The sequence below is a fragment of the Pseudomonas sp. EA_35y_Pfl2_R5 genome (genome assembly GCF_963970805.1).
GTDB lineage: Bacteria > Pseudomonadota > Gammaproteobacteria > Pseudomonadales > Pseudomonadaceae > Aquipseudomonas.
Map to the genome: position 1 here is coordinate 587,528 of NZ_CAXAOW010000002.1, position 12,142 is coordinate 599,669.

Genomic DNA, 12,142 nt, shown 5'->3' on the forward strand with positions numbered 1-12,142 from the left:
TCCTTCCTCATCAGAGAGCCGCTCTTGCTTGGCGACTACTTAGTGCGCCGCCCACTCAATCTTGGAGATGTCGACACCGTCTTTGTACATATCCCACAGCGGCGACAATTCGCGCAGCTTGGTGACCGCCTCGCACACTTTCTGCGCGGCGTAATCGACTTCTTCATCAGTAGTGAAGCGGCCGAAGGTAAAGCGGATGGAGCTGTGTGCCAGCTCGTCATTGCGCCCCAGGGCGCGCAGTACGTAGGACGGCTCCAGGGAAGCTGAAGTACAGGCCGAACCGGACGAAACCGCCAGATCCTTGAGCGCCATGATTAGCGACTCACCCTCAACGTAGTTAAAGCTGAGATTGAGGTTGTGCGGTACGCGGGCGGTCATGCTGCCGTTGACATACAGCTCTTCCAGACCATCGACCTGTTTGAAGAAGCGCTCACGCAGGGCCAGGATGCGCTGGTTTTCCTGGGTCATTTCTTCCTTGGCAATGCGGAACGCCTCGCCCATACCGACGCACTGGTGGGTCGCCAGAGTGCCGGAACGCATGCCGCGCTCGTGGCCACCGCCATGGGTCTGGGCTTCCAGACGCACACGCGGCTTACGGCGGACATACAACGCACCAACGCCTTTTGGGCCATAGGTCTTGTGTGCGGAGAAGGACATCAAATCGACCTTGAGCGCGTCGAGATTGATCGCCACCTTGCCGGTGGATTGCGCCGCATCAACATGCAAGAACACGCCGCGCGAGCGGGTCAGCTCACCGATTGCAGCGATATCGTTAACGGTGCCGATTTCATTGTTCACGTGCATGATCGACACCAGAATGGTGTCCTCACGCAGCGCCGCCTCGATCATGACCGGGGTAACTAGGCCGTCTTCGCCAGGCTCGATATAGGTCACTTCGAAGCCTTCGCGTTCAAGCTGGCGCATGGTATCCAGAACCGCTTTGTGCTCGATCTTCGAGGTGATCAGGTGCTTGCCTTTGCTCTTGTAGAAGTCAGCGATGCCCTTGATCGCCAGATTGTTGGATTCGGTAGCACCGGAGGTCCAGACAATCTCACGCGGATCGGCATTGACCAGCTCAGCCACTTGGCGGCGAGCATTTTCCACAGCTTCCTCAGCCTTCCAGCCAAACACGTGGGAACGCGACGCCGGGTTGCCGAAGTTGCCGTCGACCAGCAGGCATTCGCTCATTTTTTGCGCAACACGCGGATCAACCGGCGTGGTGGCGGAATAATCGAGGTAAATCGGCAACTTCATCAACTCTCTCCTAATCAGGTATCAGGCCAGCTAGCCAGCGCTTTGCGCTCAATCGACGGCGGACGTTTCGATCTTATCCAGGTACGGCGTCCTGCCATTGCAGCGGCGCTGATCCTGGCGCTGGGCAACTTCCTGCACTTCACGTCGGGTCACCAAGTCAGCAAGACTGATGCCGCTTAGAAATTCGTGTATCTGCTGGCTGAGGTCGCACCACAGATGATGGGTCAGACAAGTATCACCCGCATGGCAATCGCCCTGACCCTGGCAGCGCGTGGCATCGACCGACTCGTTGACCGCGTCGATCACCTCAGCCACTTGAATGCCTTGCATGTCTCGCGACAATTGATAACCACCACCCGGCCCCCGAACACTGGAGACCAAATTACCGCGGCGCAGCTTGGCAAATAGCTGCTCCAGGTACGAAAGGGAAATACCCTGCCGCTCGGAGATATCAGCCAAAGACACCGGCCCACGCTGAGCGTGCAGCGCCAGATCAAGCATGGCGGTGACGGCGTAACGGCCTTTGGTGGTTAGTCGCATAAGGGATTACCGCGTGGTCGCAATATGCCGCGAGTATGCAATTCCCGAGCATTTAAGTCAACTATAAGACCTACTGCTTTAGTCGGGATTAGCCAAAATGGAGGGCGCGCAGCATAGCAAAATGTGCGCACCCACACCATCAAGCTGCGGGCTTGTCTGCGTCTTTGACCACACCTGCGAAATCCTCGTCACGCAATTGCGGCAAATCCTTGGCGCAGTAGTCACTGCCTAGCGACTTGAGCGCGCCGCACATGCCTTCCAGGCGCCCATCCACCGCATGCAGGTGATCGAGCAGCTGACCAATGGCGCGCGCCACCGGGTCCGGCATGTCCTGGCTCACACCATACGCATCGAAACCGAGCTTTTCGGCAATCGCCTGGCGCTTGGCTTCCTGTTCATCATCAGTTTTAACAATAATCCGCCCAGGAATGCCGACCGCCGTAGCACCCGCCGGCACTTCCTTGGTCACCACAGCATTGGAACCGATCTTGGCACCCGCGCCGACCGTGAACGGTCCCAGCACTTTGGCCCCAGCACCAACCACCACACCATCTTCCAGCGTCGGGTGGCGCTTGCCCTTGTTCCAGCTGGTGCCGCCGAGGGTCACGCCCTGATAAAGGGTGACGTCATTGCCGATCTCGGCGGTTTCACCAATGACAATGCCCATACCATGATCGATAAAGAAACGCCGACCGATCTTCGCCCCCGGATGGATTTCGATGCCGGTCATCCAGCGCCCAAAGTTCGACACCACGCGCGCCAGCCACTTCCAGCCACTGCCCCACAGCGCATGCGCAGCGCGATGCAGCCAGACCGCATGCAAACCGGGATAGCAAGTGACCACCTCAAAAGCATTACGCGCCGCTGGGTCGCGATGAAATACGCTCTGGATATCCTCTTGCATGCGCTCAAACATCTGCCTTCTCCTGCCTAGGGTGCTCACCACGCGCTGCCTTGATGGTTTCCGTCAAGATACCGCGCAAGATATTCATTTCCAGCTTGCTTACCGCACTGCGTCCATACAAGCGGCGCAGGCGACTCATCAAATGCCGCGGCTTGGCCGGATCAAGAAACCTGATCTCAACCAGCGCCTGCTCCAGATGACGATAAAACGACTCCAGCTCATCGGCCGCAACCGGCTCCTCATCCGGATCGACAACCGCTACCTGCTTAACCGGCTGGCCTTCTGTGGCCAGCCAGGCCATGCGCACTTCATACGCCAGCACCTGCACCGCAGCCGCCAGATTCAACGAGCTGAACGCCGGGTCAGAGGGAATGTGCACATGATAATGACAGCGCTGCAGCTCCTCATTGGTCAGGCCGGCATATTCACGACCAAACACCAAGGCGACCTGCGCGCCTTGCTGCGCCTGCTCGCACGCAGCAACACCACACTCGCGCGGCTCCAGCATCGGCCAAGGAATGTGGCGATCCCGCGCACTGGTGCCCAGCACTAGGCGACAACCGACCAGCGCCTCTTCAAGCGTGGCTACCACCTGCACCGCGTCGAGAATATCAGTAGCGCCCGACGCCCTGGCCACGGCCTCGTCACTCGGAAAATCCCGCGGCTCAACCAGCATAAGCTGCGACAACCCCATGTTTTTCATGGCCCGCGCCGCGCCACCGATATTGCCCGGATGACTGGTACCGACCAACACAACGCGAATATTTTCCAGCAACGCAAACGCTCACAGACAAGGCTTAGAAGGGCAAATCTTACAGAAGCCACCCGCCTTGCGCCACGCAAGGTGCAGGTTGCACTTCAACCGCTGGGCTTTTCTGCTAGAATGGCCGGCTTTCTTTAACGACCCAGGTGAACATCCATGCAGCCCATGCTGAATATCGCGCTGCGCGCAGCCCGTAGCGCCGGCGAAATGATCTTCCGCTCGACCGAACGCTTGGACGTCATCTCGGTCGACGAGAAAGAAGCCAAGGATTATGTAACTGAAATTGATCGCTCTGCCGAGCAGCTGATCATTCAAGCCCTGCGCAAAGCTTTCCCGAACCACGGCATCCTCGGCGAGGAAAGCGGCCTGAGCGAAGGCAGCGGCGACGGCGCCGATTACCTGTGGATCATCGACCCACTGGACGGCACAACCAACTTTATCCGCGGCATCCCGCATTACGCCGTCAGCATTGCCTGCAAATACCGCGGCCGCCTTGAGCACGCAGTGATCATCGACCCGGTTCGCCAGGAAGAATTCACCGCCAGCCGCGGCCGTGGCGCTGCCCTCAACGGCCGCCGCCTGCGCGTCGGCAATCGCAAGAGCCTGGAAGGCGCGCTGCTCGGCACCGGCTTCCCGTTCCGCGATAGCCAGATGGAAAACCTGGAAAACTATATCGGTATGTTCCGCAGCTTGGTCGGCCAGACTGCCGGCGTACGTCGCGCGGGCGCAGCGAGCCTGGATCTGGCTTATGTAGCCGCCGGCCGCTTCGATGCGTTCTGGGAATTCGGCCTGTCAGAGTGGGACATGGCAGCCGGCGCACTGCTGATTCAGGAAGCAGGCGGCCTGGTCAGCGATTTCAGCGGCGGCCACGACTTCCTGGAAAAAGGCCAGATCGTTGCAGGCAACACCAAGTGCTTCAAAGCTGTGCTGACGGCTATTCAGCCGCACTTGTCGGCCTCACTGAAGCGCTGATAATGCAGCAATAAAAAAAGCGCCCCGCGGGGCGCTTTTTTTATTGCTGCTGAGACCCTGTCGGCCATGTGAACTAATCCACCAGCACCAACTGACCGTCTTTGACTGGAATCTGCCGACCAGGATCATTAGCCATGCGCACCTGGCTCACTTTGCCATCGAGCTCGTATTTGACGTCATAGCCCACCAGCTTCTCACTGGTGTCAGTCACCGTGCTACAGCGAGTTTCGGTGGTGGTATAAGTGTCACGGCTCTGCAGATGCTCTTGGGTTTTATTGCCGGCATAACCGCCACCCACAGCACCAGCGACTGTCGCCAGCTTCTTGCCGTTACCGCCACCGACCTGATTACCCAGCAAACCACCCACCACCGCACCAATCGCCGTACCGGCTATCTGGTGCTGATCCTTTACCGGCGCCTGACGGGTGACTGCCACATCCTTGCAAACTTCGCGTGGCGTTTTGATGGTTTCATTGACCGGTTTAACTGCAAGCACTTCGGCATATTTCGGCGCGCTGACGATGCTGTAAGTGGCCACTGCGCCACCCGCTGTCACACCCACCGCACCCAGTACAGCGCCCACCAACATAGACTTATTCATACACGCCTCCTTCCAACCGCTGCATAAGCGCTCAATGCACCTTACTTCTAGCCTTGGAGCATAAAAAAGCCGGGCAAGTTCAACACCAGCCCGGCCCGCTCAGCCATATGCGATAAAACGCACAGAATCAGGGACGCTCGTCGACCTCTTCTTCCACCACCGGCGGAATCAGGTCATCGACCGTGAGATCGAGCCAGACCAGCACTACGTTGGCGATATAGACCGACGAGTAAGTGCCCGCTGCCACACCGACAAACAGCGCTACCGAGAAGGCGAACAGATTGTCACCCGCGAACAGCAACAACGCGGCGATAGCCATCAACGTAGAAATGGACGTCGCCAGCGTACGCAGCAGGGTCTGCGTAGTGGAGATATTGATGTTCTCAATCAATGTCGCCTTGCGCAGTACGCGGAAGTTTTCCCGCACCCGGTCAAAGACCACGATGGTGTCGTTCAGCGAGTAACCAATGATCGCCAACAAAGCCGCCAATACAGTCAGGTCGAAGGTGATCTGGAAGAACGACAGGATTCCAAGGGTGACGATCACATCATGGATCAACGAGACAATCGCCCCCGCACCGAACTTCCACTGAAACCGGAAGGCCAAGTACAACATCACCCCGCCCAGCGCCAGTAGCAGGCCAAGCCCACCCTGGTCGCGCAGCTCTTCACCCACCTGCGGGCCGACGAACTCGACCTTTTTCACCTCAAGCTGCTCACCGGCCTGACGCAGTGCTGCGGCTACTTTATTGCCCAAGTCCGGGTCATTGCCCTGCATGCGCACCACCACATCGGTGGTAGCACCAAAGCTCTGCACCACAGCGTCGGCATAACCGGCACCGGCCAGCTGCGCCCGGATATTACTGAGGTCCGCCGGCTGCTCGTAGCTCAGCTCGATCTGCGTACCACCGGTAAAGTCCAACCCCAGGTTCAGACCTTTGGTAAACAGACTTGCCAGCGACAGCAGCGTCAGCACCACGGTGAGGGCGAACGCAATATTGCGAACCCCCATGAAGTTGATCGTACGATTCATCACAGCCCCTTAAATCCACAACTTCTTGAAGTCACGCCCACCGCACGTCAGGTTGACCATGCAACGCGTCACCAGAATCGCGGTAAACATCGACGTGATGATGCCCAGCGACAGCGTCACGGCAAACCCTTTGACCGGCCCAGTACCCATTGCGAACAGGATGCCGCCGACCAACAGCGTGGTCAGGTTGGCGTCAACAATCGCCGAGTAGGCCCGATCGAAGCCTTCATGGATAGCGCGCTGAATCGACATGCCATTGGCGATCTCTTCGCGAATACGCGAGAAGATAAGCACGTTGGCATCCACCGCCATACCCATTGTCAGCACGATACCGGCAATGCCTGGCAGGGTCAGCGTGGCGCTGAGCAACGACATGAGCGCCAGCAACAGCACCATGTTCAGGCCCAGCGCAACAGTCGCCAGCACCCCAAAAGCGCGGTAGATGGCAATGATAAACAGCGAAACAAACAACATCGCCCACAGAGACGCATTCACGCCCTTGGCAATGTTGTCAGCACCCAGGCTTGGGCCAATGGTGCGCTCTTCAGCAAAGTACATCGGCGCGGCCAGACCACCGGCACGCAGCAGCAGCGCCAGCTCGGACGACTCGCCCTGACCATCCAGACCGGTAATACGGAACTGACTACCCAGCGGCGACTGAATAGTGGCCAGACTGATGATCTTCTTCTCTTCGACGAAGGTCTGCAGCTCGACTTCCTTCTCGACGCCATCAACCACCTGACGAACGTAGCGGGTTACCGGCTTCTGCTCGATAAAGATCACCGCCATGCTGCGCCCAACATTGTTGCGGGTGGCGCGGTTCATCAGGTCACCACCGCGACCATCCAGACGGATGTTCACCTGCGGGCTGCCGTTCTCATCGAAACTGGCCTGCGCATCGGTGACCTGATCACCCGTGATGATCAGGTCACGCTCCAGCTGTGCTGGCGGACGACCTTCCTGGCGGAACTCGAAGCTCTCGGTCGCAGCCTTGGCGGCATCCGGCTCGGCAGCCAAACGGAACTCCAGGTTGGCGGTTTTGCCGAGAATTCGCTTGGCTTCGGCGGTGTCCTGCACGCCCGGCAGCTCAACGACGATGCGGTTGGCGCCCTGGCGCTGCACCAGCGGCTCGGCGACGCCCAGCTCGTTGACCCGGTTACGCACGGTGGTCAAGTTCTGCTTGATCGAGTATTCACGAATCTCGACCAGTTTCGCCTGGGTCAGCGCCAGGCGTAGCACTTGTTGCTCACCGCGCTCAACGGTGGTCATATCAAAATCGTTGAAGTCCTTGCGGATCAGCTGCTGAGCTTTTTCCAGCGCTTCTTCATCGACAAAGCCCAGCTGAATAGCACCATCCAGCTCAGGCAGGCTGCGATAACGTACGCGCTCTTTACGCAGCAGGCTCTTCACCTCGCCCTCGTAAACCTTACGACGCGCATCCAGGGCTTTGTCCATATCCACTTCCATCAGGAAGTGCACACCACCGGACAAGTCCAAACCGAGCTTCATTGGGCTACCGCCCAGGTTGCGCAGCCAGTCTGGCGTGGTTTGCGCCAGGTTAAGGGCTACTACGAACTCATCGCTCAAGGCCTTGCGCACCAGCTCTTTGGCCGGCAGCTGGTCTTCAGCGCTGTTCAAACGCAGCAAACCGGCACGGCCCTGATTGGCCAGACTGACGGCTTTTACGCTAATACCAGCTGCTTCCAGGGCGCGGCTGGCGCGGTCCAGGTCAGCCTGCTCAACGCGCATAGCGGAGCTGTTGCCACTGATCTGGATCGCCGGATCATCCGGGTACAGATTGGGCGCGGAATAAAGGAAGCCGATTGCCAGCACAGCTAGAATCAGCAGGTACTTCCAGAGGGGAAATTTGTTGAGCATGACGCCGCCCGTTATGACGCGGGGCGCATTAAGCGCCCCGTCGAATGGTAAAGGTGTGTTGCTTAGATCGCTTTCAGCGTGCCCTTAGGCAGCGAGGCGGCAATTGCCACTTTCTGAATCTTCAGCTCGACGGTGTCGGACACTTCGATTACCACGAAGTCATCGGAAACCTTCGACACCTTGCCAGCGATACCGCCGCTGGTTACCACTTCATCACCTTTCTGCAGACCACCGATCAGACCTTTGTGCTCTTTTGCACGTTTGGCCTGTGGACGCCAGATCATCAGATAGAAGATGACCAGAAAACCGACCAGAAATACCCATTCAAAACCACTACCAGCAGGGCCGGCAGCCGGTGCGGCGCCTTCAGCGAAAGCAGCGGGGATAAAAAAGCTCATGTAACACTCCTGTTGCAAGGGTCTTTAAAAGGTTGGGAATCAATCCAGAGGCGGCGTTGGCAGCCCGCGCTTGGCGTAGAAGGCATCGACAAAGGCGGCCAATGTACCCTGTTGAATAGCCTCGCGCAAACCAGCCATAAGCACCTGATAATGCCGTAAGTTGTGGATTGTATTGAGCATGCTACCCAGCATTTCTCCGCATTTATCCAAGTGGTGCAGATAGCCCCGGGAGAAATGTTTACAGGTGTAACAATCGCAGGTTGGATCCAGCGGCGAATTGTCCTGTTTATGGAAGGCATTGCGGATTTTCAGCACACCGGTATCGACAAACAGGTGACCGTTGCGTGCGTTGCGGGTCGGCATCACGCAGTCGAACATATCCACGCCGCGGCGTACGCCCTCGACCAAATCTTCCGGCTTGCCGACCCCCATCAGGTAGCGCGGCTTATCCGCAGGCAGCTGTGCAGGCAGGTAGTCCAGCACCTTGATCATCTCGTCTTTCGGCTCGCCGACTGACAGACCGCCAATGGCATAACCGTCAAAACCGATCTGCTCCAGACCATCCAGCGACACCTTGCGCAATTCCTCATGCATGCCGCCCTGAACGATGCCAAACAGCGCCGCCGTGCTTTCGCCATGGGCCTCTTTCGAACGCTTGGCCCAGCGCAGCGACAACTCCATCGAGCGCCTGGCTACATCGAACTCCGCTGGGTACGGCGTGCATTCGTCGAAAATCATCACAATGTCAGAGCCCAGATCGCGCTGTACCTGCATCGACTCTTCCGGCCCCATAAACACCTTGGCACCGTCGACCGGCGAGGCGAAGTACACGCCCTCTTCCTTGATCTTGCGCATGGCACCGAGACTGAACACCTGAAAGCCACCGGAGTCGGTGAGGATCGGCCCCTGCCACTGCATAAAGTCATGCAGGTCGCCGTGCTTCTTGATCACTTCAGTACCGGGACGCAACCACAGGTGAAAGGTGTTACCGAGGATAATCTGCGCGCCAATCGCCTCGATATCACGCGGCAGCATGCCCTTGACCGTGCCATAGGTGCCCACCGGCATAAACGCCGGGGTTTCTACCACGCCACGGGGGAAGGTCAGCCGACCACGGCGCGCCTTGCCCTCGGTCGCCAACAATTCGAAAGACATGCGGCACGTGCGCGTCATAGCTGTTCCTCTGGCCCGCACGGTGCGGGGTTGCGGGTGATGAACATGGCATCACCGTAACTGAAAAAACGATATTCACCGGCAATTGCCGCCTGATAGGCCGCCATGGTTTCCGGGTAACCGGCAAATGCCGACACCAGCATCAGCAGGGTCGATTCCGGCAAGTGAAAATTGGTCACCAGCGCATCGACCACATGCAGCGGCCGGCCGGGGTAGATAAAGATATCGGTGTCGCCGCTGAACGCCTTAAGCACGCCATCGCGCGCGGCACTCTCCAGCGAACGCACACTGGTGGTGCCAACCGCAATCACCCGACCGCCACGCGCACGACAGGCCGCCACAGCGTCGACCACATCCTGGCCGACCTCCAGCCACTCGCTGTGCATATGATGGTCTTCAATGCGCTCGACCCGTACCGGCTGAAAGGTGCCCGCACCGACGTGCAGGGTGACGAACGCCCGCTCAACGCCCTTCTCGGCAATCGCCGCAAGCAGCTGCTGATCAAAATGCAGCCCGGCAGTCGGCGCCGCAACAGCGCCGGCACGGTCGGCATACACCGTCTGGTAACGCTCACGATCAGCCTGCTCATCCGGCCGGTCGATATAAGGTGGCAACGGCATATGCCCGACCCGCTCCAGCAGCGGCAGCACTTCCTCACTAAAGCGCAGCTCGAACAATGCATCGTGACGGGCCACCATCTCGGCCTCACCGCCACCATCAACGAGAATGCTCGAACCCGGCTTCGGCGACTTGCTCGAACGCACATGGGCCAGCACGCGATGGCTGTCTAGCACCCGCTCAACAAGGATTTCCAACTTGCCGCCCGAAACCTTTTGACCGAACAGCCGCGCCGGAATCACCCGGGTGTTGTTAAACACCATCAGATCGCCAGGATGCAGGTAATCCAGCAGATCACTGAACTGTTTATGCGCCAGCTCACCCGTCGGCCCATCGAGCACCAGCAAGCGGCTGGCACGGCGTTCGGCAAGAGGGTGGCGGGCAATCAGAGCGTCTGGCAGCTCGAAATTGAAGTCGGCAACACGCATGGTCGGAAGGGGGTCGTCTAGCAGGGCGGCAAAGCTTACCGGAAATAGTGCATGCTGACCACGCAAGTGGATTGACCAACCCCAATACCATCCCTATACTGCGCCGCCATTGTGCCCCGGTGGCGGAACCGGTAGACGCGGCGGATTCAAAATCCGTTTTCGAAAGAAGTGGGAGTTCGAGTCTCCCCCGGGGCACCATTAGATTTACTGAAGGCCTTGATTATCAAGGCCTTTTTTATGCCTGGCGTAATCTTGGCGTAATGACTTTGAAGCACTCCGATACCGCGCCGACTACTAGCCGGACTCCCGCATAGCGCATGTTCTAAGGGCTGCGCAAAACACCTACAGCCCAACAACCGCATGCCCTACAGGGGCTTGGCATTTAGCTGGAAGTTGGCGTAAAGTTTTCCCACTGTGTTTGCATAGGTCGCCGAAAATCGTGACCTGGTGCAGTAGATCATCCAGATCCGCTACATCCCGCTCGACCGTCGCATACCGCCTTGCAACCAGTATTCAGCCCCTCATGTCGAGTAGCGGCTGTTACCAACTCTAGGTTCAAGGAAATACGCCATGTCGAATCGTCAGAACGGTACCGTCAAGTGGTTTAACGACGAGAAAGGTTTTGGTTTTATCACTCCAGAAAGCGGTCCTGATCTGTTCGTGCACTTCCGCGCGATCCAAGGCAACGGTTTCAAGAGCCTGAAAGAAGGCCAGAAAGTCAGCTTTATCGCTGTGCAAGGCCAGAAAGGCATGCAGGCTGACGAAGTACAAGTTCAGGAATAATCCTGCCGCGTTGAGGAACCCCTGATGTCGCCATCAGGGGTTCTTTATGTCCTGCCATCCATGGCGGCCACCCTTCGGGCCGTCGCTACGCAACGTTAAAAATGACTCCCGGTCATTTTTTATGCCCTGCCATCCATGCTGGCCGCCCTTAGAGCCGTTACTGCGCGACGGCTAAAATGACTCCCGATCATTTTTTATGGCCGACCATTCCCATGAATGCCGTATCGTTGCCGCCATTCCGCCAGCCGATTGAGTAAAGAGCCAACCATGCCGAAACACCTGCTGCGCCCGCAAGGTGAGTTCCCCAGCGCCGGACTGATCCGCCGCCTCGCTGCGATGTTTTATGACTTTTTGTTGTGCGTCGCACTGCTGATCGTTGTGACCTTTATCTACAAGCTGATTCTCATGGGTTTCTACGGCGAGGCACAGCTCAAACAGATGTCTGACGCCGGCGCGCTGGATGGCGACCCTCTGCTCTCGACCCTGCTATTTCTCAGTCTGTTTGGCTTCTTCGCCAAGTTCTGGACCCATAACGGTCAGACCCTGGGCATGCAGGTGTGGGGCCTGCGCATCCAGAACGGCGACGGTACGGCAATCAGCCTATGGCAGGCACTGCTGCGCTTCCTGGTCGCCATCGGTTCCTGGCTGCTACTGGGCCTGGGTTTTTTCTGGGTGCTTTGGGATAAAGAAAAGCGCAGCTGGCACGACATCTACTCGGACAGTCAGGTGATTCAGCTGCCAAAGAACACCCATAAGAAATAAATTACATGCGTAAAAAAGCCGGCGTGCACGCAATG

13 protein-coding genes and 1 tRNA gene are annotated in these 12,142 nt (G+C 58.1%); 4 read left to right on the forward strand and 10 right to left on the reverse strand.

Annotation, left to right across the window (positions count from 1 at the left end; translation table 11 throughout):
* Positions 1-39: 39 nt before the first annotated feature.
* The 4 genes from AACX99_RS06655 to trmJ all read right to left on the reverse strand — a co-directional run bounded on the left by AACX99_RS06655 (position 40) and on the right by trmJ (position 3,473).
* Positions 40-1,254, reverse strand: coding sequence for an IscS subfamily cysteine desulfurase (locus AACX99_RS06655; protein ID WP_339410422.1), 1,215 nt, complete (start codon positions 1,252-1,254; stop codon positions 40-42).
* A 48-nt stretch (positions 1,255-1,302) separates the two neighbouring features.
* Positions 1,303-1,794, reverse strand: coding sequence for a Fe-S cluster assembly transcriptional regulator IscR (gene iscR / locus AACX99_RS06660; RefSeq protein WP_090248642.1), 492 nt, complete (start codon positions 1,792-1,794; stop codon positions 1,303-1,305).
* Positions 1,795-1,933: 139 nt separating this feature from the next.
* The gene (gene cysE / locus AACX99_RS06665) at positions 1,934-2,710 is read right to left on the reverse strand and encodes a serine O-acetyltransferase (RefSeq protein WP_339410424.1); all 777 of its coding nucleotides are present in this window, start codon (positions 2,708-2,710) and stop codon (positions 1,934-1,936) included.
* On the reverse strand, positions 2,703-3,473 hold the full coding sequence (gene trmJ / locus AACX99_RS06670) for a tRNA (cytosine(32)/uridine(32)-2'-O)-methyltransferase TrmJ (protein ID WP_339410426.1): 771 nt from the start codon (positions 3,471-3,473) through the stop codon (positions 2,703-2,705). The genes cysE and trmJ overlap by 8 nt, the downstream gene beginning before the upstream one ends.
* Before the next feature lie 144 nt (positions 3,474-3,617).
* Between trmJ and suhB the strand changes: the two genes are divergently transcribed.
* On the forward strand, positions 3,618-4,433 hold the full coding sequence (gene suhB, locus AACX99_RS06675) for a type III secretion system regulator SuhB (protein WP_090375523.1): 816 nt from the start codon (positions 3,618-3,620) through the stop codon (positions 4,431-4,433).
* A gap of 73 nt (positions 4,434-4,506) precedes the next feature.
* Here suhB and AACX99_RS06680 read toward each other — a convergent pair whose 3' ends face one another.
* From AACX99_RS06680 to queA, 6 genes are all read right to left on the reverse strand, one after another.
* Positions 4,507-5,034, reverse strand: coding sequence for a glycine zipper 2TM domain-containing protein (locus AACX99_RS06680; protein ID WP_339410429.1), 528 nt, complete (start codon positions 5,032-5,034; stop codon positions 4,507-4,509).
* Between the two features lie 127 nt (positions 5,035-5,161).
* Complete coding sequence (gene secF / locus AACX99_RS06685) at positions 5,162-6,067, reverse strand: protein translocase subunit SecF (RefSeq protein ID WP_339410431.1); 906 nt, start codon at positions 6,065-6,067, stop codon at positions 5,162-5,164.
* 9 nt (positions 6,068-6,076) lie between these two features.
* The gene (secD, locus tag AACX99_RS06690) at positions 6,077-7,945 is read right to left on the reverse strand and encodes a protein translocase subunit SecD (RefSeq protein WP_339410432.1); all 1,869 of its coding nucleotides are present in this window, start codon (positions 7,943-7,945) and stop codon (positions 6,077-6,079) included.
* 62 nt (positions 7,946-8,007) lie between these two features.
* A complete protein-coding gene (gene yajC, locus AACX99_RS06695; RefSeq protein WP_339410434.1) occupies positions 8,008-8,343 on the reverse strand; it encodes a preprotein translocase subunit YajC in 336 nt (111 codons plus the stop codon).
* A 39-nt stretch (positions 8,344-8,382) separates the two neighbouring features.
* Positions 8,383-9,498, reverse strand: coding sequence for a tRNA guanosine(34) transglycosylase Tgt (gene tgt, locus AACX99_RS06700; protein WP_339410587.1), 1,116 nt, complete (start codon positions 9,496-9,498; stop codon positions 8,383-8,385).
* A gap of 14 nt (positions 9,499-9,512) precedes the next feature.
* Entirely contained in the window at positions 9,513-10,562 is a 1,050-nt protein-coding gene (gene queA, locus AACX99_RS06705) for a tRNA preQ1(34) S-adenosylmethionine ribosyltransferase-isomerase QueA (RefSeq protein ID WP_339410436.1), read from the reverse strand.
* A 113-nt stretch (positions 10,563-10,675) separates the two neighbouring features.
* On the opposite strand from queA, the gene AACX99_RS06710 reads away from it, so the two are divergent.
* From AACX99_RS06710 to AACX99_RS06720, 3 genes are all read left to right on the forward strand, one after another.
* Positions 10,676-10,760, forward strand: a tRNA-Leu gene (locus tag AACX99_RS06710).
* Positions 10,761-11,132: 372 nt separating this feature from the next.
* Positions 11,133-11,345 (forward strand): cold-shock protein, encoded by a 213-nt coding sequence (locus AACX99_RS06715; protein ID WP_339410437.1) that lies wholly within the window; start codon positions 11,133-11,135, stop codon positions 11,343-11,345.
* Between the two features lie 267 nt (positions 11,346-11,612).
* Positions 11,613-12,107 carry an RDD family protein gene (locus AACX99_RS06720; protein ID WP_339410439.1) on the forward strand — a complete coding sequence of 165 codons (495 nt, stop codon included), beginning with the start codon at positions 11,613-11,615 and terminating at the stop codon, positions 12,105-12,107.
* Positions 12,108-12,142 lie beyond the last annotated feature (35 nt).

Bases quoted from the DNA above. Each gene is read 5' to 3' on its own strand.
- AACX99_RS06655 (WP_339410422.1), bottom strand. From the start codon at position 1,254: ATGAAGTTGCCGATTTACCTCGATTATTCCGCCACCACGCCGGTTGAT.
- iscR (WP_090248642.1), bottom strand. From the start codon at position 1,794: ATGCGACTAACCACCAAAGGCCGTTACGCCGTCACCGCCATGCTTGAT.
- cysE (WP_339410424.1), bottom strand. From the start codon at position 2,710: ATGTTTGAGCGCATGCAAGAGGATATCCAGAGCGTATTTCATCGCGAC.
- suhB (WP_090375523.1), top strand. From the start codon at position 3,618: ATGCAGCCCATGCTGAATATCGCGCTGCGCGCAGCCCGTAGCGCCGGC.
- AACX99_RS06680 (WP_339410429.1), bottom strand. From the start codon at position 5,034: ATGAATAAGTCTATGTTGGTGGGCGCTGTACTGGGTGCGGTGGGTGTG.
- secF (WP_339410431.1), bottom strand. From the start codon at position 6,067: ATGAATCGTACGATCAACTTCATGGGGGTTCGCAATATTGCGTTCGCC.
- secD (WP_339410432.1), bottom strand. From the start codon at position 7,945: ATGCTCAACAAATTTCCCCTCTGGAAGTACCTGCTGATTCTAGCTGTG.
- yajC (WP_339410434.1), bottom strand. From the start codon at position 8,343: ATGAGCTTTTTTATCCCCGCTGCTTTCGCTGAAGGCGCCGCACCGGCT.
- tgt (WP_339410587.1), bottom strand. From the start codon at position 9,498: ATGTCTTTCGAATTGTTGGCGACCGAGGGCAAGGCGCGCCGTGGTCGG.
- queA (WP_339410436.1), bottom strand. From the start codon at position 10,562: ATGCGTGTTGCCGACTTCAATTTCGAGCTGCCAGACGCTCTGATTGCC.
- AACX99_RS06715 (WP_339410437.1), top strand. From the start codon at position 11,133: ATGTCGAATCGTCAGAACGGTACCGTCAAGTGGTTTAACGACGAGAAA.
- AACX99_RS06720 (WP_339410439.1), top strand. From the start codon at position 11,613: ATGCCGAAACACCTGCTGCGCCCGCAAGGTGAGTTCCCCAGCGCCGGA.